Genomic DNA, 23,960 nt, shown 5'->3' with positions numbered 1-23,960 from the left:
GAGCACAGATCTGGCCGTACGACGAAGCACGATGCAGCGCGCCAGATCGGCCATGGTCTTGTTGGGGCCCGCCTTCGTCGCAGCGATCGCGTATGTGGATCCGGGCAATGTGGCGTCCAATATCAGCGCGGGGGCGCAGTTCGGGTACCTGCTGGTGTGGGTCATCGTCATGGCCAATGTGATGGCGGGGCTGGTGCAGTTCCTGTCGGCCAAGCTCGGGTTGGTGACGGGGATGTCATTGCCGGAGGCGGTGCGGGACAAGGCGAGCCGGCCGGTGCGGCTGGCCTATTGGGGGCAGGCCGAGACCGTGGCCATGGCAACGGATCTCGCGGAGGTCGTCGGCGGGGCGATCGCCTTGCAGCTGCTGTTCGGGCTGCCCTTGATTGTGGGTGGCGTTATCACCGGCGTGGTGTCGCTGGGTCTGCTGGCGGTGCAGAATCGGCGCGGGCAGCAGCCGTTCGAGCGGTTGATCACCGGGATGCTGGCCATTATCGCCATTGGATTCCTTGCCTCCGTGGTGATTTCACCGCCGTCGGCGTCGGGGACGATCGGCGGGCTGGTGCCGCGTTTCGAGGGCACCGAGAGCGTGCTGCTGGCCGCCGCCATGATCGGCGCGACCGTCATGCCGCACGCGGTGTATCTGCACTCGGGGCTGGCGCGGGACCGGCACGGGAATCCGGAGGCGGGGCCCATTCGCGCTCGCCTGCTTCGGATCACCCGCATCGATGTCGGCCTGGCCATGCTGCTGGCGGGCACCGTGAACCTGGCCATGCTGCTCATGGCGGCGAGCACCCTGCGCGGTCGCGAGGATGTGGATTCCATCGAATCCGCCCATGCCGCGGTGCGCGACACGCTCGGCCCCGCCGCCGGACTGCTGCTCGCGATCGGCCTGCTGGCCTCGGGCCTGGCCTCGACCTCGGTGGGCGCCTACGCCGGAGCGATGATCATGCAGGGGCTGCTGCGCCGCCGCATCCCGTTGCTGCTGCGGCGGCTGGTCACGCTGATTCCCGCGCTCGCCATTCTGGCGCTCGGCGTCGATCCGACTCGGGCGCTGATCATTTCGCAGGTGGTGCTGTCGTTCGGCATCCCGTTCGCGCTCATCCCGCTGGTGCGGTTCACCAGCGATCGCGCGCTCATGGGCGCGGACGTCAACCATCGCGTCACCACGGCGCTGGCGTGGCTGGTCGCGGCGATCATCACCGCGCTCAATATCGCCCTGATCTATTTGACCGTCACCGGAAGCTGAGGGCGGTCCGGCCGTGCAGGGGGCGGCCGATCGCTACTCGGCGAAGACCGCCTTGCGCTTGCCCAGCATGGCGGCCACGCCTTCGGCGAAATCGGCGGAGTCCAGGAGCTCGACCTGACCGGCCTGCTCCTCGGCGAGGGCGGCTTCCAGCGTGGGCAGCACCGCGCGGTTGAGAGCGCGCTTGGTGAGCTCGAGGGCGCGGCGCGGGCCGTGGGCGAGCTTGTCGGCGACGGCCTCGACCTTGGCATCGAGGTCCGCTTCCGGGTAGACGCCGGTGATGAGGCCGTACTTCTTGGCCTCGGTGACCGGCAGTCGCTCGCCGAGCAGCGCCATTTCGGCGGCCAGCGGGCGCCCGGCCGCCGCGGCGACCATGGCGGCGGCGCCGCCGTCGGGCATGAGCCCGATATTGATGAAAGCCAGCAGCAGGTAGGAGTCCTCGGCGGCGTAGGTGAAGTCCGCGGCCAGGGCGACGGCCACGCCGACCCCGGCGGTCGCGCCCTTCATGCGGGCGATGACCGGGAGCGGCGACTCCACGATGGACCTGGTCATGGCATTGGCGGCATCCAAGATCAGGGCGTTGGTGATGCCGCGGGCGTCGTAATCCGCCTGTGCCGACAGGTCCGCGCCGGTGCAGAAATCGCCGCCTTCACCGGTCACGACGATCACCCGGACGGCTGGGTTGTCCGCGGCCGCCCGCACCGTGTCGCCGAGGCCGAGCATCGTGTCGTAGCTGATCGCGTTCTTCCGCTTCGGATTGGTGATGGTGATGCGCAGCACCCGCCCGTCCAGCACCGCGGTATAGCCCGGCGTCGTAGCTGTATCGGTCATGACTGCTCCTGCCCCGGCGTGCCGTGAATTAGCCGCACGATGTGTTCAGTTGTGCGAATTGTGGTTAACTTAGGATCACTCGTCCGGTACTGTCAACAGCCGGTGCCGTTGGAGAAGGAGAAAGTGCATGGTCGCCGATCGCAGCGAGGCAGGACTCGCTTCCGTGCGATCGGAAAGCCATCCGGGGCGATCCGACAGCGAGCCCGGACCGCGGCGGCGGCCCAAGAATCGCAAGGCGCAGATCGTGGGCGTCGCCGCCCGTGCCTTCGCTGAGCGGGGCTATCACCCCGTCGGCGTGGACGAGATCGCCGCCGAGGTCGGCATTTCCGGGCCCGCGCTCTACCGGCACTTCACCAATAAGTACGCCTTGCTCGTCGCGGCCGCCGAGATGGGCGCCCAGCAGTTGCTCGACGCCGCCAAAACGGCCGACGATCCGAAGCTGGAACCGGAACCGCGACTCACCGCGCTGATCCGCGGCATTGCCGAGCACACCATCGAGCGCCGCCGCGAGGGCGGTCTGTATCGGTGGGAGCGACGGTATCTCGAGCCGGAGGATCGCGCGCGGATTCGCGTCATCTATATGGATCTGCACGAGACCTTCGAGACCGCGGTCGCCGCGCTGTATCCCGACGCGCCGGCCGAGGACGTGAAGCTGCGGGCCGCGGCCGTGCTCAGCGCGGTCGGCAGCATTACCGGCCATCGCACGGCACTGTCCAACGCGCGACTGGTGAGCCTGCTCAACGACATCTGCTGGGACATCCTGCGCGCCGATCTGCCGCCGGCCGCGCCGCCCGTCACCGGTGACGGGGTCGTGCGCGGGCTGCCGGTCATCTCCAAGCGGGAACAGCTGCTCACCGAGGCCATTCGCATCTTCGGGCGGCAGGGCTATCACGAGGCCAGCATCGAGGAGATCGGCGCGGCCGCCGGCATCAATGCCTCCAGCGTGTACCGCTACTTCAGCAGCAAGTCCGATCTGCTCGCGGCCGCCTTCCACCGCACCGGCGAGCGGGTGGCCATCGCCAATGCCGAGGCGCTGTCCGAGGCCACCAGCCGCCCGGATGCCGCGGTGCGCATTGCCGACCGGTTCGCGCGCATGACCTTCGCCATGCCGGAGATCCTGCCGGTGTACTTCGCCGAGTTCTCCAATCTGCCCGCCTCCGAACAGCATCGGCTGCGCTCGATTCAGCGGCAGAACGTGCTGGAGTGGGCCAACCTGCTCGAAGGCGATCAGGTGGAGGCCCGATTCCGGGTGCACGCCGCCATCGGCCAGGTCATCGATGTGGGGCGGCGCATTCGCTTCGATATGCGGCCGCAGAGCATGGCCCGCGTGGCGGCGCTCATGCACGCGGTGCTGCTGGGCGCCAATCCTGAAGAGTCCCAGCCCGAATAGTCCCCGCGCATCCGGTGTGACCGGGCAGACATCGGCGCACACGCGGCATATCGCCACGAGATCGGATAGATTCGGCAACCGTCCCGCATGGGGTGAAATGCGACAGGGTCACAAGGGGGATGGTTCATGCGTTCGCGTCTCTGTGGATCACGGGTGAGCAGAACCGCCGTGCTCGGTGCGCTGCTCACGGGAGTGCTCGTCACGGCGGGCTGTTCGACCGTGCCCGGTAATCCGATCGCCGCACAGAACAAGGTGCCGTTCTACTCCGCCGTGCTGGATCTCATGACGCAGTCGGTGGTGCGCTACACCGGAACCGGTGCCACCGGCGGGAACTGGGATATCAGCGCCACCTCCGGCGGGGAGGCGCTCGGCAAGATCACCGAGGCCGGGCAGCAGACCGAGGTCCTGACGCTGGGCGACAAGACCTACGTCAAACCGCCGCAGAACGTTCTCCTGTCGAATCTGCCCGCCGGAATGGATGCCGCGTCGGTGGCCGGCCGCTGGGTCACCGGAAATCCGGACCTCGCCGCCGTGCCGGCCGGAAACCTGAAGCCCCACGATCTGGCCGGCGCCCTCATGACGGCATTGCGGCAGACCATCGACTTTCCGCGAGACGGAGATCCGACTGCGCGAGTGCGCGTCGGCAATGAGGACGCCCTCCAAGTGGAGACCCCGGCCGGTGTGCTGGCAGTGACGGAGAAGGCACCCTATCGCGTCCTGCGACTGGATCCGACCCCCGAGTCCACCTCCTGGACCGGTGACAGCGAAATCGGCGCGCAGATACCGGATTCCGGCGCCATCGTCTTCGGCCTGCTCTCCCCCACCGACCGCGACCGCGCCTACGACGACCTCGTCGCCGCCACCCAATCACTCCACAACGCCCTCAACATCGGCATCGAACTCGACTTCAACCGCTCCGGCAATATCGACTGCTCCGATACCGCGTGCACGGTCACGGTGAATGTCACCAGCTCGGCCACCGCGACCAATGGCGCCACCGTGACGGGCAGCGTCGCCGCCACCATGCAGGCGACGGTCACGGTCGACGGGCAGCCCGCCGCGGGTTGCAGTGCCGCCCAGACCATTCCGATCAATGGCAGCGGGGTGCTCAGCTGCGTCGATGGCAGCGTCGCGCCCATTGTCGCCGGGATCAAGGCCCGCAAGCAGGCCGAAGCCGATGCGCAGGCGCAAGCCCAGGGCCGGGACGTGACGATCACCTACAGCATTCCCTACAACGCCAGCGTGCAGGTGCAGGCGCTGGCCACCGCCCAGGCCGAGATCGACAAGGCCGTCGGCGGAATCCGCAACCAGCAGAACGCCATCCGCAACCTGCCGCCCTACAGACAGGTCCCTTACAACAGCGACGATCTGAGCCGAGCCGCCCTACAGGCCCGCAACGCCGCAGGGGCGGACAACGCAAAGAACGTTGCCGTCGCGCGTGTACCGAACTGGAACGACCCCAAGACCGGCCCGCTGATCATCGGCATGAGCACCGGTCCCGGCAACTACGCCGAGCAGGACATCGCCAAACAGCTCATCGAGCGAGGCTTCACCCCCGAGCAGATCACCGAGCTCTACAGCGAGCGCCAACCGTGCACCACCTGCGGCCCCATGCTCGAACAACAACTGGGATCAACTGTGCCGGTTACCTATTCGATCCCCTGGTCCGACGACAACCAAACCGCCGTCGCCGCCGCCGATGTCCTGAAACTACTCATCGAACAAGCCGGCGGCACAACGAAGTAACCCTCGGCCAGGCGCTCTGAAACACCATCGACCGGGAACTGGTGGCGAACCCTTCTCGCGCTTTGCCGCCACCAATTCCCGGTCGAAGTCATTTCACATGCCGGAGGGATTACTGCGCGTTCGGGTGACACGGGCGCTCACCCGAACCCGTTCCCGCACGGCCGATTCGGTCACCCCAACACGCGGGCTACCACACCAACGTTGTCCGGGTCGTTAGCTCTCGGGCTGCTCCGGGGTGGACTGCACACCTTCGGGTTCGGCAGCGGCGACTTCCGTGGAAGAGCCTTCGGAGGCCGGCCCCGTTACGTCCGCTATGCCCACCCCGACAAGATAGTCGCCGTCCTGGGAGGAATTCGGATTGTTGTCGGCCATGCGAATCCTTTCTGAGCTGGACGTCCTACATGACCAGCATCGCATGGAACCCGCTGAAGCACAGGGACTCTGGATGAAGAAACAACCGATCACCATGCTCGCATGCCAGCTGTGGAGTGCAGTGACCGTGCTTCCGCCGGACGGGCCGGCGCGCACAGATCTCCGGGTTGCCGCCAATTGACCAGGCCGATCACCTCCGGACAAACGACGACCGCCCCGGTGTTCAGCCGGGGCGGTCGTCATGTCTGTGAGGCCGGGCCTCAGATACCCAGGCCGCGGGCCAGGACCGGCCAGGAGTTGAGGAATTCGTCGTTCCAGTAGCCCCAGGAGTGAGTGCCGGTGGCGCGGAAGTTGTAGGTGGCGGGGATGCCGAGGGAGTCGAGTTTGGTTTTGAGGTTGGCGGTGCAGTATTGGGTGCCGGCTTCGATTACGCCGCCGATGATGAGTTGGTTGGCGAGACCGTAGGCGCCGGGCAGGGCGTGTTCGCCGTTGAGGACGTCGTATTGGCCGGGGAGGCCGGAGCCGGTGGAGATGTAGAGGTCGGTGCCGCGGAGCTTTTCGGCATTGACCACCGGGTCGTTTTCGGTCCAGGCGGGGGAATCCTCGGGGCCGTACATGTTCTCGAGTTTGCCGCCGCCCCAGGTTTCTACGGTCAGGCGCATGAATTCGCGGCCTACCGGATCGGCGAACTGGGCGCACCCGGAGTAGGCGGCGGCGGCCTTGAACAGGCCGGGCTTGATCTCGGGGAGCTGGAGGACGGTGGTGCCGGAGGTGGAGATGCCGGCGATGGCGTTGACGCCGTTGGTGCCGAGGGCGGCGTCGATCAGCGGGGGCAGCTCTTCGGTGAAGAAGGTCGTCCACTTGTTGCGGCCGAGCTCGGGATCGTCCTGCTGCCAGTCGGTGTAGTAGCTCCACTTGCCGCCGATGGGCTGGACCACGTTCACGTTCTTGTCGCCGAGGAAGCCGCCGACGATATTGGTCTTCTTCACCCAGGAGGCGGAGTCCTGGCCGCCGCCGGCGCCATTGAGCAGGTACAGCACCGGGCGCGGCACGGAGGCGTCGGCGGGGCGCTGCACATCGATGGGGTAGGTGGCGTCCATGGCCGCGGAGTAGACGTACAACCGGATGTTCCGGTCGTCCTTCATCTCCGCCTTGGTGATCTTGGAGCCGTCGGGCGCGACGGGATCGGCGAGGAGTTTCTTATTGTCGATGATCGGGTCGGACGCGGACGCCGTAGTGGCGCCGACACCGGACACCAGACCTCCGAGGACCGCCGTGGCGGCGATGAAGGCGGCGGCCCGTGCACCGAACCGGCGACTCACAACCCCGTCCCGACCATATCGACGAATCAATTTCACACCTTCACTTCGGTTCGTGTTTCGGTCGATCGCCCACGGCGCCCGGTGTCCCGGGCGCCTCCATCCCCCGTCAGACCATACGGCCTATCACAGCGCCGCGACAGCGGACAATATTACGGATTGGTCGCACGGCCGTGTTCGGCGAGTCCGCCCAGCGCCTGCACCCAGCCCTCGACGAGCCGCTTCACCTGTTCCAGTTCCAGCACCGCGCCCGCGAAGTCGAAGCGGGCGACGAGGCCGTCCTGGCTGGTGTCCACGGTCAGATCCAGGTAGAGATCATCGGCCACCGGTTCCGGATAAACCCGGGCGGGTCGCAGATCCCGGTACCGGAAGCCGATGCGGCCGACCGGAAGCCCGGCCGTCTCGGCGGCGGTGGCCGGGTTCAGGTACTGGAGCAACCCGAAGCCGACACCCTGGGACGGCACCGCCCGGCACCGGTCGCGGATCTGCCGCAGCACCGAACCGGCGGCCGGACCGCCCTGGCGGACCTCCGCGAAATCGACCCCGTCGAGGCGCAGCGCGAACGGGTAACTGGTGCTGAACGCGCCGACCGTGCGCTGCCCGGCGGGATCACCGGCCAGGCGGCCGTCGGCGATCAGGCGGACCACCGAGCCGGTGGTCCGCCGCGCGCCCGCGCCGCCCTCGTCGAGCAGGGCGACGGCGAGCGCGGACAGCAGCACCTCGTCGATGGTGGCGTTGTAGCGGCGGGCCACCGCGTCCACGGCGGCCGCGCCCTCACCGGTGATGGAGACCGACACCCGGCCGCGGCCGAGCGCGTCGGGACCGTCGCCGGGCACGTCCCCGGGCGCGAGCCCCGGTTCAGCCCCGGCCAACTCCATTCGCCACCAACCCAATTCGTCGACGGTGCCGGTATCGGCGGCGCGCACGGCGAGGCCGCGGGCAATGCCGACCGGGTGGGCGTCGGCGCTGGGCGGGGTGGCGTGCCCGCCGGACCAGGACGCGGTGAGATCCTCGATGATGGTGCGCCACGAGGCGTCGTCCACCACCAAGCCGTTGGCGACCACGACCAGCAGGGCCGCGGGCTGATCCTCCGGATCGCGCTTCGGGTCGGCCGGCACGTTCTCCAGCAGTACGAAGCGGACGTGGTAGCCCTTCTCCGGATCCAGTTCCGCCGCGGCCGCCGCGATGACGGCCTCGATGGGATCGCCCACCGCCTCGACGGACGGGTCCAGCTGCCACACCGCGGCCGCGCCCTGCGCGGGCTGGTTCGGAATGTCCAGCACCACACTGTCATTGGTGCGTCGCAGCCGCGCCCACAGCGCCGGGTGGCGGTCCAGCAGAGAGGCCACCGAGCGGCGCACCCGGGTGCCGGAGATATCGGCGGCGATATCGAGGGTGATGGCGCGCACCCACAGCCCGGACGGTTCGATCTCCAGCAGGCCGACCGCACCGGCGGGCAGCGGCGAGACATCGCCGACCGCGGTGAGTCTCGGACCCATGACCGGCGGCAAGGCGACGGGCGCGGGTTCGGGCTCCTTGGTCCGGAGCTTCACCTCCGGGGCCGGGTCGTCGAAGTTCACCACCGGCAGCACGGCGGTGGTGGCCCAGTCGGCGGTGTCGTCGGCAGCGGTGTCGTCGGCCTCGGGCGCGAACAGCTCGGCCCGCCGCACCCGGACCGTGGCGGTCTGGCGCGGCCGGTCGGCGCGCTCGAGGATTTCGGTCAGCTTCGGCCCGCTCAGGGCGTAGGCCTCGGCGGTGATCATGAGCTGATGCCGGAACGGCATGCGGTGCACGGTGATCGCGCCGGTGACGTGCTTGCGCCATTCCTCGGGCGAGCGCTGGTCGTAACCGGGGGTGGGTTCCTCGGCGTAGAACAGCTCGAGATCGCCGTCGTAGGTGCCCGCGCGGTGCTCGGCGCGCAGCATGACGGTGCGCACCGCGCCCTGGTAGATGCGCCGGACCCGGTCCAGGGTCAGCACGCCGAGCTCGCTCGGCAGGGCCGCGTGCATGGCGCGCAGCGCGTCCTCGCTGATATCGAGCAGGTCGCCTTCCTCGGGGAACGCCTCCGCGCCGATGCCGAGCTGCGCGAACTCGTCGACGATGGAGTCGCGGAACTTGTCGAACTCCATCTCCGGGAAGGTGTCGAGGATGGCCAGCACATCGACCCGGTCGCCGTCGGCCTGAAGTTCGGTGGCGATGGCGTGCGCGAGGGTGCCGCCCAGCGAGAAGCCCGCCAACCGGTACGGGCCTTCCGGCTGAATGGCTTTCATCTCGGTGATGTACCGGCGCGCGATCTCGGTGAGCGAGGTGGGCGCGTAGTCCTCCTCGGTGAACGCGGGCGACTGCAGGCCGATGATCGGCTGGTCCTCCGGCAGCACGCGCGCCAATCCGGCGTACATCCATGCCATGCCGGACATGGGCGGCGGGCAGAACAACGGCGGGCGGGTGCCGTGCGCCCGGATGGGCAGCACCACCGCGAGCGCGGCGGCGGTGCCCGCGTCGTAGTCGACCTCGCTGTCGAGGGCGGCGGTGATCTGCGCGGCCAGCCCGGCGGCGGTCGGCCCGGTGAAGAACCAGGAGACCATGACCTCCGCGCCGGTGAGGGCGCGCAGCTTGCTGACGACCTTGGTGGCCAGCAGCGAGGTGCCGCCGAGTTCGAAGAAGTCGTCGTCGACGCCGACGCGTTCCACGCCGAGCACCTCGGCGATGGTGGCGACCACGCTTTCCTCGAGCGGGGTGCTCGGGCCGCGATATTCGCGTTGCCGCAGTACGGGTTCCGGCAGCGCCTTGCGGTCGATCTTGCCGACCGGGTTGAGCGGCAGCTTGTCCAGGACCGTGATGGCCGTCGGCACCATGTATTCCGGCAGGCGCGCCGACAGGTACTCCAGCAGCTCGGCCACGTCGACGGTGCGCCCGGCCACGGGCAGCACATAGGACGCCAGGATGGTGGATCCGGCGTCGGTCCGGTGCCCGACGGTGAGCGCGAAATCGACGCTCTCGTGCGCCACCAGCGCGGCGTCGACCTCGCCGAGTTCGATGCGGAAGCCGCGGATCTTCACCTGGAAGTCGTTGCGGCCCACGTATTCCACGGCCGAATTGCCTTCGGCGTCGCGCCGCCAGCGCACCACGTCACCGGTGCGGTACATGCGCGCGCCCGGCTCGTAGGGGTTGGCCACGAATCGCTCGGAGGTGAGCCCCGGCCGCGCATGGTAACCGCGGGCCAGCTGGATGCCGGCCAGGTACAGCTCGCCCGAAACCCCTTCCGGCACCGGCCGCAACCGGTTGTCCAGGACGAGTCCCCGTACACCCCTGATGGTTCCGCCGATCACCAGCGGATCGCCCGCCGAGAGCGGGTGGCTCATGTTCGTGACGATGGTGGTCTCGGTCGGCCCGTACACATTGTGGAAGGCGCGCACACCGCCGTCGGCGAACGGCACCGTCCACTTGGCGACCATGTCGACCGGCATGGCCTCGCCGCCGGCGGCGAGCACCTTCAGGCTGTCCAGGCCGCTCGGGTCCATGGTGGCCACGGCCGCGGTGGTGATGAAGGCGTGGGTCACGCGCTCGGAGCGAATGACCTCGGCCAGTTCCTCGCCGCCGTAGATCCCGGGTCGCACGATCACCATGGTCGCGGCGGGACCGGCCGCGAGCAGCAGCTCCATCATCGCGCCGTCGAAGCTGGGCGAGGCGAAATGCAGTGTGCGCGAGGACGAGTCGAGCTGATAGCGGTCGAGCTGGGCCCGGCTGTAGTTGGCCAGGCCGGCATGGGTGACCACGACGCCCTTGGGCACGCCGGTGGAGCCGGAGGTGTAGGTGATGTAGGCGATATTGCCCGGGCGCAGCCGCCCCGGCCGGTCGATATTGGAAATAATGGCCGGCGAACGGTTTTCGACCGCGGCCGCGAATTCCGGATCGTCCAGCGCCAGCCACCGCCCGGACAGCGCGGGCAGCGCGCCCAGGTGTTCGGTGAGCGTGATGCCGAAGGCCACCCCGGAGTCGGACACCATGTGCGTGATGCGGTCGGCCGGATAGTTCGGGTCGACCGGGACCAGTCCGGCGCCGGTCTTGGTGATGGCCCACATGCCCAGCACCGATTCGATGGAACGCGGAATGGCCATGGCCACCCGCACATCCGGTCCGGCGCCGTGCGCGATGAGCTCGCGCGCCAGGCGCGAGGACAGCTCGTCGAGCTGGCGGTAGGTGAGGGTGCGCCCGGCGTAGGTGACGGCGTCGCCGTCCGGGTTGGCGGTGGCCGCCGCGCCGAGCAGTTCCGGCAGGGTGGCCGGGGGCACCTCCGGTCCGCCCGTGCGGTCGAGCAGGTAGTCGCGTTCGTCGGCGGCCAGGATCTCCAGATCGCCCACCGGCGCGTGCGGCGCGGCGATGATCTGCTCGAGCAGGCGGGTGAACCGCTGCGCGTAGCCCTCCACCGTCGGCTGGTCGAACAGGTCCCGCGAGTAGGTGAGGATGGCGAACATCCCGGTCGCGGCGGATTCCTGCACGGTCAGCTGCAGGTCGAACTTCTCGATCTCCACATCGAAATCGACTGCGGAGACCCGCAATCCGGGCAGCTCGAAGGAGCTCTCCGGGAGGTTCTGGAACGACAGCGCCACCTGGAACAGCGGATGGCGGGCGGTGGAGCGCTCCGGGTTGAGCAGTTCGACCAGCCGCTCGAACGGGATGTCGGCGTGCGCGAACGCCTGCAGATCGGTGTCCTTGACCCGGGCGAGCAGGTCGGTGAACGACTCGGAGCCGTCGACCTGCGTGCGCAGTGCCAGGGTGTTGACGAACATGCCGATCAGGTCGTCGAGTTCGGCCTCGCCGCGGCCCGCGACGGGCGCGCCGATGGCGATGTCCGCGGTGCCGGACAGCCGCGCCAGCAGCACGGCCAGCGCGGAGTGCAGGACCATGAACATGGTCGCGTTGCTCTCGCGGGCAATGCGCTGCAGGGGCTCCTGCACCTCGGCCGAGATCGGGAAGGTCACGGCCCCACCGCGGAAGGACTGCACCGCCGGGCGCGGGCGATCCGCGGGCAGGTTCAGCTCGTCCGGCAGTTCGGCGAGCTGCTCGCGCCAGTACCGGGCCTGTGTGGCCACCAGGCTGTCCGGATCCTGTTCGGAGCCCAGGACTTCGCGCTGCCAGATGGCGTAGTCCGCGTACTGCACCGGCAGCGGCTGCCAGCCGGGGGCGGACCCATTGACACGCGCCGCATACGCGATGACCACATCGCGGGTCAGCGGGGCCATGGACCAGCCGTCGGCGGTGATGTGGTGGGCGGTGAAGACCAGCACATGCTCGGGCTGCTCCGCTTCCACGCGGAACAGCTTGGCGCGGAACGGAAGTTCGCGCGTGACATCGAATCCGGCGGCGACCACCTCGATCACCCGATCCCGCACCGAGGCGGCATCGACCGCGATCGGCGTGAGATCCGGGACGGCGTCGGCGGCGGGCAGGATCACCTGTGCCGGAACGTCATCGCGCTCCGGATACACGGTGCGCAGCGTCTCGTGCCGTTCGATCACATCGGCGACGGCTCGCTGCAGCGCATCCGCATCCAGCTCGCCGGTGAGCCGCACCGCGACCGGCACGTTGTAGGCCGGTGAGGCGGTGTCGAACTGGTTGAGGAACCACATGCGCTGCTGCGCGAGCGAGAGCGGAATGGATTCCGGCCGTTCCTGCGGGGTGAGCGCCGTGCGGGCGCCCGCACCGGCATGCTCGGCCAGGCGCGCGGCCAGGCCGGCCACGGTGGACGCCTCGAAGAGGGTCCGCACCGCGGCCCGGGTGTCGAGGACCGCGCCGATGCGCGCCGCCACCTGGGTGGCCAGCAGCGAGTTGCCGCCGAGGGCGAAGAAATCGTCGTCCGCGCCGACCCGGTCCACGCCGAGCACCTCGGCGAAGACCTGCGCGACGGCGATTTCCACATCGCCTGCGGGCGCGCGGAATTCACGCACCGCGAGCACCGGTTCGGGCAGCGCCCGGCGATCGAGCTTGCCGACCGGGGTCAGCGGCACCCGGTCCAGGACCGTAATGGCGGTGGGCACCATGTATTCCGGCAGGCGGCCCGCGACATGCTCGGTGAGCGCCGGGATGTCGATGGACCGGCCCGGTGCGGGCAGGACGTACGAGGCCAGGATGGTCGCGCCCGCCTCGGTCTTGTGGCCGACGGTGACCGCGAAGTCGACGCTCTCGTGGGCGGCCAGTGCCGCGTCGATCTCGCCGAGTTCGATGCGGAAGCCGCGCACCTTCACCTGGAAGTCGTTGCGGCCCACATACTCCACCTCACCGGCGGGAGTCCAGCGAACCACGTCACCGGTGCGATACATGCGCTCACCCGCCGCGAACGGATTCGCGACGAACCGATCCGCGGTCAGACCCGGCCGGTCATGGTAGCCGCGCGCCAGCTGAATACCCGACAGGTACAGCTCACCCGCCACGCCGACCGGAACCGGCCGCAGCCGCTCGTCGAGGATCAGCGAGTGCATGCCCCGGATCGGGCCGCCGATGGTGACCGGATCACCGTCGGTGAGCGCACCGCTGATATTGGTCATGATGGTGGTCTCGGTCGGGCCGTAACCATTGTGGAAGGCGCGAACCGTGCCGTCCGCCAACGGAATCGCCCACTTGGCGACCAGATCGGCGGGCACCGCCTCACCACCGGCGACCAGCACCCGCAGCGAATCCAGCCCGGCCGGATCGAGGTAGGCCAGGGCCGCCGGGGTGATGAACGCGTGCGTGGCGCCCTCGCGCTGAATCAGCTCGGCAAGCTCCACACCGCCGTACACGCCCGGCGGGACGACCACGAGACTGCCCGCCGCCCCGAGGGCCAGTAGGTATTCGAGCACCGAGGCGTCGAACGAGGGCGAGGCGAAATGCAGTGCCCGCGAATCGGAATCGAGCCCATACCGCTCGACCTGCTCGGCGCTGAAGTTGGCCAGACCCGCATGGGTGACCACGACGCCCTTGGGCACGCCGGTGGAGCCGGAGGTGTAGATGACGTACGCGATGTGCTCCGGCCGCACGCTGCCCCACCGGTCCGCATCGGAAATCGGTGCGGGCGACTGCGCTTCGACCTCGGCCGAGACCTTCGGATCGTCCAGGCAGATCCAGCCGGACAGGCCCGCCAGCCCCGGCAGGTGCACCGCCTTCGCCGAAATGGTGACACCGAGCGTGGCGCCGGAATCGCTGATCATGTGCGCAATGCGCTCGGCCGGGTATTCCGGGTCGATCGGCACGAAGGCCGCACCGGCCTTGGCCACCGCCCAGACGGCCAGCACGGAGCCGATGGACCGCGAAATGGCCACGGCCACCAGCGTTTCCGGTCCGGCGCCGCGTGCGATGAGCAGGCGCGCCAGTTTCGAGGAGGCCGCGTCCAGATCGGCGTAGCTGAAGGCGCGGCCGCCGAAGGAGACCGCCGCGCCGCGCGGGTTGGCCGCCACGGCCCGGGCCATCAGCTCGGGCAGCGTGGACGCCGGAATCGCGGGTGCGCCCGTGCGTGTCGTCAAATCGGCGGTCTCGCCCGCGTCGAGCAGGTCGAGATCGCCGACCGGCAGCTGCGGGCGCGCGATGATCTGCTCGAGCAGCCGGACGAAGCGCTGCGCGAACATCTCGACGGTGGCCTCGTCGAAGAGGTCCCGCGCATAGGTGACGATGGCGGCCATGCCATTGTCGCCGGCGTCGCGCATGGTCAGCATGAGATCGAATTGCGAAGTCTCGATGCCGGATTCGAGTGCGCTGATGCGCAGTCCGGGCAGCTCGAAATCGCTCTCGGGCAGGTTCTGGAACGACAGCGCGACCTGGAACAGCGGGTTGCGCGCGGTGGAGCGTTCCGGATTGAGCACCTCGACGAGGCGCTCGAACGGGATGTCGGCGTGCGCGAACGCCTGCAGATCGGTGTCCTTGGCGCGCGCCAGCAGTTCGGTGAACGGTTCGGCGCCGTTCACCTGCGTGCGCAGCACGAGGGTGTTGACGAACATGCCGATCAGGTCGTCGAGTTCGGCTTCGCCGCGGCCGGCGATGGGCGTGCCGATGGCGATGTCCGCGGTGCCCGACAGCCGCGCCAGCAGCACCGCGAGGGCGCTGTGCACGACCATGAACACCGTGGCGTTCTGCTCGCGCGCGATACGCCGCAGGCCCTCGTGCACCTCGGCGGAGATCGGGAAGGTCACCGCCCCGCCGCGGAAGGACTGCACCGGCGGGCGCGGCCGATCCGAGGGCAGGTTCAGCTCGTCCGGCAGGTCGGCGAGCTGGGTGCGCCAGTAGTCGGCCTGGGCGGCGACCAGGCTCTCCGAATCCGCTTCGGAGCCAAGCACTTCGCGCTGCCACAGGGCGTAGTCCGCGTACTGCACCGGCAGCGGTCGCCAGTGCGGTTCGGATCCGGCCGATCGGGAGATGTAGGCGGTCATGAGGTCCCGCGCCAGCGGGCCCATGGACCAGCCGTCGGCGGCGATGTGATGCGCGACCAGCACGATCACGTGCTCGGTGGCCTCGGCGTCGAGCTGGAACAGCGTGACCCGCAAGGGGATCTCGCCGGTCACGTCGAAGCCCTCGGCGAGCAGCGCGCCGATGCGCTCCGGCAGCGCCGCGAGTTCCACGGTCTCCGGGGCGAGTTCGACGACGGCCTGCTCGGCGGGCAGCACCACCTGGTGGGCGATGCCGTCGGCCTCCGGGTACACGGTGCGCAGCACCTCGTGCCGGGCCATGATGTCGGCCACGGCCTGCCGCAGCGCGGCCACGTCGAGTGTTCCGCTGAGCCGCAGCGCGATCGGCAGATGATAAGCCGTCGAGGTGGTGTCGAAGCGGTTGAGGAACCACATGCGCTGCTGTGCCAGCGACAGCGGAATGCGTTCGGGCCGCGGCCCCGCCGTCAGCGCGGGGCGGCGCGCGCCCGTCTGCGATGCCAGCAGTTCGGCCAGGGCGGCCACGGTGGGCGCCTCGAACAGCACGCGCACCGGGACCCGCAGGTCCAGGGCCGCGCCGAGGCGGGCGACCACGCGAATGCCGACCAGCGAGTTGCCGCCGAGCTCGAAGAAGTCGTCGTCGGCGCCGATCGGCTGGTCGAGACCGAGCACCTCGGCGTAGACGGCCGCGACCGTCTCCTCCGCCGGGGTGGCCGGGGCGCGGAACGCCCGGGCCTCGAATTCCGGTTCCGGCAGGGCCTTTCGATCGAGTTTGCCGTTGGCATTGAGCGGCATGGCATCGAGGGCGACAATGGCGGCCGGGACCATGTAGGACGGCAGCTGCGCGGACAGGTGCGCCCGCAGCGCATCGACCGCGACGGTGGTCCCGGACGGCACCACATAGGCAACCAGCCGGTCGCCGCTGTTCGCGTCGGAGCGCAGTACCACGACGGCCTGCGCGACGGAATCGTGTGCGGTGAGCGCGGATTCGATCTCACCGAGTTCGATGCGCAGACCGCGCAGCTTCACCTGGAAGTCGGTGCGGCCCAGGTACACGATCGAACCATCAGCGGTCCGCCGCACCAGGTCACCGGTGCGGTACATGCGCGCGCCGATGTCGAACGGGTTGGCCACGAAGCGATCCGCGGTCAGGTCCGCCCGGCCCACGTAGCCGCGCGCCAACTGCTCGCCCGCCAGGTACAGCTCACCCGGAACCCCGGCCGGAACCGGGTGCAGCCGCGAATCCAGCACGTAGGCCTGGGAATTCCACACCGGGAAACCGATCGGCACCGCGCCCTGCACCTCATCGGCGACGGGCGCGGCGGTGGCGTGCACGGTGAATTCGGTGGGGCCGTAGAGGTTGTGCAGTTCGGCGGTGCTGATGCGCCGGAAGGCCTGCACCGCATCGGCGGTGAACGCCTCACCCGCGACCAGCAGCGCCCGCAGCGAGGCCAGCGCCTCCGGCTGCACGCTGCTCGCGAACACGGTCAGCATGGACGGCACGAACGAGGTCATGGTGACCCGCTCGGCGGCAATCACCTCCGCCAGATACTGCGGATCCCGATGACCATCCGGCGTAGCCACGACCATGCGACCACCGGTCGCCAACGGCCCGAACAACTCCCACACCGACACATCGAAGGTCTGCGGCGTCTTGAACAACACCACATCGTCGGCGTCGACGCCGTATTCGGCGGTGATCCAGCGGATCTGGTTCACCACCGCCGCGTGCGGCACCGCCACACCCTTCGGGCGGCCGGTCGAACCCGACGTGAAGATCACGTACGCGGTATTCGACGGCCGCAGCGGCGCACGGCGTTCGGCGTCGGTGACCGGAATCCCGATGTAGCGGGTCAGATCCAGCACATCCAGATTGACGGTCGGGTACGCGCTCTCGTACCAGTCGCGCCCATTGGTGATCACGACGGCGGGCCGCGCCAGCTCGAGCACGTAGTCGAGCCGCTCCGCGGGCTGATCCAGATCCAGCGGCACATACGCGCCGCCGGCCTCCAGCACCGCGTACATGGCCACGACCAGATCCACCGAGCGCCGGATGCCCAGGGCCACCAGTGATTCCGGACCGACGCCCTGTGCGATCAGATGCCGCGCCAGCCGGTGCACGCGCTCGGCGAAGTCACCGTAGGTCAGCTCCCCGCGCCGCTCCCCCGGGCCGGTGTACACCAGCGCCGTGGCCTCGGGCGTGCGCATCGCCTGCAGGCCGAACAGCTCCACCAGGGTGGCATTGCCGAGTTCGACGGCGGTGGCGTTCCACTCCTGGCGCAGCTGCCAGATCTCGTCCACGGCGAGCAGGTCGATATCGCCGATGACCCGGTCCGGATTGGCGGCCACGGCCACCAGCAGGCGCACCAGGCGCTGCGCGAAGGCGTGCACGGTGTCGGCGTCGAACAGATCGGTCGCGTAGGTGAACCCGGCCGAAATGCCCTGCGGCACACCGTCGGCGGTGGTGTGCTCGATGAGCGTGAGGTCCAGGTCGAACTTGGCGACCGGCACGTCGAATTGCACGTCGGCGACGGAGACGCCGGGCAGTTCCAGATTGGTCGCCGCCATGTTCTGCAGGGTCAGCGCCACCTGGAACAGCGGGTGCCGGGCCTGCGAGCGGGCCGGATCCAGCAGTTCCACAATGCGTTCGAACGGCGCGTCGGCGTGTTCGAAGGCCGCCAGATCGGTGCCGCGGACGGTGGCGAGCAGGTCCGAGAACCGGGTGGCCGGATCGACTTCGGCACGCAGCACCAGGGTATTCACGAACATGCCGATGAGATCGTCCAGCGCCGCCTCGCCGCGGCCCGCGATGGGCGCGCCGATGGCGATATCGCCGCTGCCCGACGTCCGGGCCAGCAGGGCGGCGAAGGCCGCGTGCACCACCATGAACAGCGTCGAATTGTGCTGCTGCGCAACCCGGACCAGGGCGCCGTGCACATGCGGGTCGATATCGAAGGAGACGGTCGCGCCGCGGCCGGAGGCCACGGCGGGCCGGGGCCGGTCGGTCGGCAGTTCCAGCAGATCCGGCAGTCCGGCCAGGGTCTCGCGCCAGTAGTCGAGCTGGCGGGCCAGCAGCGACGTGGAATCGCTTTCCGCACCCAGGTTCTCACGCTGCCACAGCGCGAAGTCGGCGTACTGCACCGCGAGCGGCGACCACTGCGGCGGCACGCCCTGAATGCGGCTGAGGTAGGCGGTCATGAGGTCGCGGGTCAACGGGCCGCCGGAGAAGCCGTCACCGGCGATGTGGTGGACCACGCAGATGAGCACGTGATCCGCGGCGGACAGGCGCAGCAGGCGCAGGCGCAGCGGCGGCGTGGCGGTCACATCGAAGGGGGCGAAGGCGACCTCGGCCACGGCGGCCGGGATCTCGTCCTCGGTGACATCGCGCAGCGGCAGCACCGGCAGCGCGTCGGGATCGCTCGGGGCGAGCACCACCTGGTGGCCGACGCCCTCGTGCTCCGGGTAGACGGTGCGCAGCACCTCGTGCCGCTCGACCAGATCCCGCACGGCGGACCGCAATGCGTGCACATCGAGCGCGCCGGTGATGCGCAGCGCGATGGGCAGGTTGTAGGTGGCCGATTCGGGCTCGAAGCGGTTGAGGAACCACATGCGCTGCTGGGCATAGGACAGCGGGATCAGCTCCGGCCGGTCCATGGGCCGCAGCGGCGGCGCCTGCGCCTCGGTATGAGTCCCGAGGGCGGCGGCGAGTTCGGCGACGGTGGGCGCCTCGAAGACGGCCCGCACCGGCACGCGCGCGCCGAGCGCGGCGCCCAGGCGCGCCACCACCTGGGTGGCATTGAGCGAGTTGCCGCCCAGTTCGAAGAAGTCGTCGTCCGCGCCGACGCGTTCGGAGCCCAGCACGGCCGCGAACACCTCGGCCACGGTGCGCTCGGCCTCGGTCGCGGGCTCCCGGTAGGCGCGCGCCTGGAACTCCGGCACCGGCAGCGCCTTGCGGTCCAGCTTGCCGGAGGCATTGAGCGGCATGGCATCCAACCGCACCACGGCCGAGGGCACCATGTAGGACGGCAGCGTCTCGCGGACGTGCGCCAGCAGTTCGGCGTCGGTGGCCTCGCCGTCGAGGACGACGTACGCCACCAGGCGGTCGCCCGTTGCGCCCTTCACCAGGGATACCGCGGCGCGATGCACCGCGCCGTGGCCGAGCAGCACCGTCTCGATCTCGCCGAGCTCGATGCGCTGGCCGCGCAGCTTCACCTGGAAGTCGCTGCGGCCCAGGTATTCCAGCGCGTGGCCGGTCCCGGACGGATCCGGGATCCAGCGCACCACGTCGCCGGTGCGGTACAGCCGCGCCCCGCCGTCGTGGGCTACGAACCGCTCGGCGGTCAGGCCGGGAGCGCCGAAGTATCCGCGCGCCAGCTGCACACCGGCGACGTACAGCTCGCCGGCCGCGCCGAAGGGCACCGGCCGCAGCTGCCGATCCAGCACGAGGACACGGGTATTGGCGACCGGATTGCCGATCGGCACCGCGACACCGGCGGTGTGCTCGGCCGGATGGGCCGTCACCACCGTCGCCTCGGCCGGGCCGTACCAGTTGACCAGGTCCGTATCCGGCAGGGCCGCACCGAACTTGGTCGCGGTCTCCGCCGAGAGCGCCTCACCGGCGGCGAACACCCAGCGCAGCGAGGGATGCCCGCCGGCCGGGCCGTCCAGGAAGGCCTCCAGCATGGAGGGCACGAAATGCAGTGCGGTGACCGAGTATTCGTCGATCGCCCGCGCGATGTAGGCGGGATCGCGATGCCCGTCCGGTTCCGCGATGACCACCGCGGCGCCGGTGTGCAACGGCCAGAACAACTCCCACGTGGACACATCGAAGGTGATGGGCGTCTTGTGCAGCACCACATCGCCGGTCGTGTGCGGGTAGGTCCGCTGCGCCCAGCGGAACTGGTTGGCCATCTGCCGGTGGGTGATCACCACGCCCTTGGGGCGGCCGGTGGACCCGGAGGTGTAGATGACATAGGCGGTGTTGTCCGGATGCACGGCGGCCGGGGCGATCTCGACGAACGCCGGCGCACCGGCGAGCGCGTCGATGAAGAACAGCGGTACGCCCGACTCGGTTTCGAACCCGTCCTCGGTGCGGGTCAGCACGCAGATGGGGGCGGATCCGGCCAGCACGTACTCGTTGCGGTCGGCCGGATGATCGGGATCGACCGGCACGTAGGCGCCGCCGGCGCGCAGCACGGCGTAGACGGCCACGACCAGTTCGATGCTGCGCCGCATGGCCACTGCCACGCGGGTCTCGGGTCCGACGCCGCGCAGCGCCAGTTCCTGTGCCAGCCGGCGGGCGCGCTCGTCGAGTTCGCGATAGGTGAGCGTGGTGTCGCCGAACAGGATGGCGGGGGCGTCCGGCGTGCGCGCCACCTGGGCGTCGAACAGCGACAGCAGGGTCGAATCGTCGAGCAGCTCAGGCACATCGGTGGCATTGACGGCCGCCAGCGCGGTGCGCTCGCCGTCGAGCAGGGCGTCCACCTCGGCGACCCGCGCCCGCGGATCGGCGACGAACCGGCCCACCAGCGCCGAAAGTCGTTGCGCGATGGCCCGGGCCGACTCCTCGTCGAACAGGTCGCGCAGGTACTTGAGGTTGAACCGCAGCTGCTCCCCCACCGGCTGCACCATGACGGTCAGCGGGTAGTGGGTGCCGTTGACCGCGGTGGCGCCGAGGATGCCGGCCTGGTCGATCGGCTCGGCCGCCGCGTCCAGGGATTCGCCGTCGACCGGGTAGGAGGAGAACACCACGATGGAGTCGAAAAGCCCGTCGACTCCGGCGATCTCCTGGATCTCGCCCAGCCCGACGTGGTGATGGTCGAGCAGCGCCGCCTGTTCGCGCTGGAGTCCGCGCAGCACGTCGGTGAGCGTGTCCGTGGCCGCCAGCCGCACGCGCACCGGGATGGCATTGAGGAACAGGCCGACCATGGTTTCGATGCCGGCCAGCTGCGGCGGACGCCCGGACACGGTGGCGCCGAACACCACATCGTCGCGATCGGTGCTGCGCCCGATGAGCAGACCCCACGCGGCCTGCACGACGGTATTGGGCGTGACCCCGGCGTCGGCGGCGGCGCGCATGAGCGCGGTGGTCTCGTCCGCGCTGAGATCGAAGCCGATTTCGCCGATGCCGGAAGAGATTTCCCGCGACCGGTCGACCGCGGCCAGCGGCGTCGGCTCGGTGAACCCGGCCAGCGCCTCCCGCCAGGCTTCCCGCGCCGCACTGTGATCGCGAGCGGCCAGCCAGGCCAGGTAATCCCGGTACGGCCGCACCGGCGGCACCTGGGAGGCATCGCCATTGGCCGCGTACAGCAGCAGCATGTCCTGCGTGAGCAGCGGCATGGACCAGCCGTCGATGAGGATGTGGTGGCTGGTGATGCACAGCCGGTAGCGGTCGGCCGCGGTCTGGAACAGCGTGATCCGCAGCAGCGGTCCGGTCCGCATATCGAAATGCCGCGCGATGTCGGCCGCCATGAGCCGCTCGGTCTCGGCCAGGGCCGCGGCGGGTTCGTGCGCGGTGAGATCGGTGTATTCCCACGGCAGTTCGGCGCTGTCGACCACGATCTGCAGCGGGTTGCCGTGCGCGTCCTCGGTGAAGGCCGCGCGCAGGTTCACGTGCCGGTCCAGCATGGCCTGCGCGGCCGCGTGCACCCGCTCGACCTCGATCTCGCCCTGAATGTCGATGGCGAACTGCACCATGTACGCGTCGACCGAGGATTCGGCCAGCTGCGCGTGGAAGAGCATGCCGGACTGCAAGGGCGTGAGCGGCCACACCTCCGCCAGATTCGGGTAGCTCTCGCGCAGTCGTGCCAGCTCGTCGTCGCTCAGCTCGACCAGCGGCCCGGTGGCCAGCTGTTCTTCGGGCCGGCCGGGATCCACCGTCTCGGCAATGGCGGCGAGGGCCTCCAGCGTGCGCGATTCGAACAGGTCCTTGGGCCGGAAGGCCACGCCCCGCGCCCGCGCGCGCGACACGATCTGAATGGCGGTAATGCTGTCCGCGCCCAGTGCGAACAGGTCGTCGTCCAGGCCGACCCGCTCGGCGCGCAGCACCTCGGTCATGACCTCGGCAATGATCTGCTGCACAGGCGTTTCCGGAGCGCGGTACTCCCGCGCCTGCAGCACCGGTTCCGGCAGCGCCCGCCGGTCCAGCTTGCCGACCGGCGTGAGCGGAATGCGGTCCAGCATCATGATCGCGGTCGGGACCATGTGCGCGGGCAGGCTGCGCTCGGCCAGCGCGGTCAGCTCCGCGGCGGTCACGCCGGCGTCGGTGGCGTGCACGTACGCCACCAGAACCGTTCCGCCCGAAGGCAGCTCGTGCCCCACGGTGACGGCGAGATCCACCGCCGGATGCTGGGCGAGCACGGCGTCGATCTCGCCGAGCTCGATGCGGAAGCCGCGGATCTTCACCTGGAAGTCGTTGCGCCCCAGGTATTCGATGGTGCCGTCGGCGGTCCAGCGCACCAGGTCGCCGGTGCGGTAGAGCCGGGAGCCATTGGGATCGAACGGATTCGCCACGAATCGCGCGGCGGTCAGCGCGGGCTGCTGGTGATAACCGCGCGCCAGCTGCGCGCTCGACAGATACAGCTCACCCGTCGCACCCGTGGGCGCCTTCTTCAGCCGCTCGTCGAGCACGTACGCCGTGACGGTCGGAATGCCCGGCCCGATGTGCACCGGCCGATCCACCGACTGCTCGGCGATATTGGTCATGATCGTGGTCTCGGTCGGCCCGTAGCCGTTCCAGAACGAGCGCCCCGGCGCCGCCCAGCGCTGCACCAGATCCGGCGGCACCGCCTCGCCGCCGACCACCACGACCCGGAAATCGTCCAGCCCGACCGGATCGACCGAGGCCAGCGCGGCCGGGGTGATGAAGGCATGGGTCACCCGTTCGCGCTTCAGCACGGCCGCCAGATCGGCGCCGCCGAAGACGGTGGGCGCGACCACGACCATGGTCGCCGCGCCGCCCAGGGCGAGCAGCAGTTCGAGGACCGAGGCGTCGAAGGACGGGGAGGCGAAGTGCAGGGTGCGGTCGGCGGCGGTGACGCCGTACCAATCCCGCTGCACCTCGCAGAATCCGGCCAGGCCGGTGTGGGTGACGATGACGCCCTTGGGCTTACCGGTCGACCCGGAGGTGTAGATGACATAGGCCGGATGCTCGGCGCGCAGCGGCCGCACCCGGTCGGCATTGGTGATCGGATCGTTGGCGTGGTCGGCGAGGTCGACGGTGTCGATGGCCAGCCAATCGATGATCTCGGGCAGTTCGCCGCGGGTGTCGGCGACCGTGAGGCCCAGCACCGCACCCGAATCGGCGACCATGTGCTCGACGCGATCGGGCGGATAGTTCGGATCGACCGGGACGAAACCGGCGCCGGCCTTGGCGACGGCCCAGACCGCCACCACCGATTCGAGCGAGCGGCGGATGCCGACGGCGACCAGGTCCTCGGGCCCGATGCCGCGGTCGATGAGCAGCCGCGCCAGCCGGGTCGACCGATCGTCGAGTTCGGCATAGCCGAGTGTGCCGAGGGTGCGCTCGGCGTCGGCGAGCACGACGGCGGTGCCGCCCGGATTGGCCTCCACCGCGGTGGCCATGAGCTGCGGCAGCGTGGGGATTCGAGGACGCCGGGTCCGGGTGGGACGTACGCGAGCCGTCCGGGTCATGCCGACATCACCGG

The 23,960-nt window shown here is 69.6% G+C and carries 6 protein-coding genes and 1 pseudogene; 3 read left to right on the top strand and 4 right to left on the bottom strand.

Annotated elements, in window-relative coordinates; genetic code table 11:
- The first annotated feature begins 31 nt into the window (after positions 1 to 31).
- Positions 32 to 1,246, top strand: a complete 1,215-nt coding sequence (locus ACFVIV_RS02320; protein WP_379193111.1) for an Nramp family divalent metal transporter — start codon at positions 32 to 34, stop codon at positions 1,244 to 1,246.
- Between the two features lie 33 nt (positions 1,247 to 1,279).
- Here the strand turns inward: ACFVIV_RS02320 and ACFVIV_RS02315 are convergent, their stop codons facing one another.
- Entirely contained in the window at positions 1,280 to 2,074 is a 795-nt protein-coding gene (locus ACFVIV_RS02315; protein ID WP_379192944.1) for an enoyl-CoA hydratase-related protein, read from the bottom strand.
- Positions 2,075 to 2,201: 127 nt separating this feature from the next.
- On the opposite strand from ACFVIV_RS02315, the gene ACFVIV_RS02310 reads away from it, so the two are divergent.
- Together ACFVIV_RS02310 and ACFVIV_RS02305 are read left to right on the top strand one after the other, a co-directional pair.
- Positions 2,202 to 3,464: a TetR/AcrR family transcriptional regulator gene (locus ACFVIV_RS02310; protein ID WP_379192943.1), complete on the top strand. Its 1,263-nt coding sequence runs from the start codon at positions 2,202 to 2,204 to the stop codon at positions 3,462 to 3,464.
- Between the two features lie 153 nt (positions 3,465 to 3,617).
- Positions 3,618 to 5,210 (top strand): nucleic acid/nucleotide deaminase domain-containing protein, encoded by a 1,593-nt coding sequence (locus ACFVIV_RS02305; RefSeq protein ID WP_379192942.1) that lies wholly within the window; start codon positions 3,618 to 3,620, stop codon positions 5,208 to 5,210.
- Between the two features lie 213 nt (positions 5,211 to 5,423).
- On the opposite strand, the gene ACFVIV_RS02300 is transcribed toward ACFVIV_RS02305, so the two are convergent.
- From ACFVIV_RS02300 to ACFVIV_RS02290, 3 genes and pseudogenes are all read right to left on the bottom strand, one after another.
- Positions 5,424 to 5,582 carry a hypothetical protein gene (locus ACFVIV_RS02300; protein WP_379192941.1) on the bottom strand — a complete coding sequence of 53 codons (159 nt, stop codon included), beginning with the start codon at positions 5,580 to 5,582 and terminating at the stop codon, positions 5,424 to 5,426.
- Between the two features lie 260 nt (positions 5,583 to 5,842).
- On the bottom strand, positions 5,843 to 6,838 hold the full coding sequence (locus tag ACFVIV_RS02295; protein ID WP_379193110.1) for an alpha/beta hydrolase: 996 nt from the start codon (positions 6,836 to 6,838) through the stop codon (positions 5,843 to 5,845).
- Positions 6,839 to 7,053: 215 nt separating this feature from the next.
- Positions 7,054 to 23,946, bottom strand: a pseudogene (locus ACFVIV_RS02290) (amino acid adenylation domain-containing protein); the annotation flags it as partial.
- Between the last annotated feature and the right edge of the window lie 14 nt (positions 23,947 to 23,960).

This window comes from Nocardia sp. NPDC127526 (genome assembly GCF_042672265.1).
Taxonomy (GTDB): domain Bacteria; phylum Actinomycetota; class Actinomycetes; order Mycobacteriales; family Mycobacteriaceae; genus Nocardia.
Note: the sequence above shows the minus strand (reverse complement) of the source record. Positions and strands in the feature narration are given on the sequence as shown.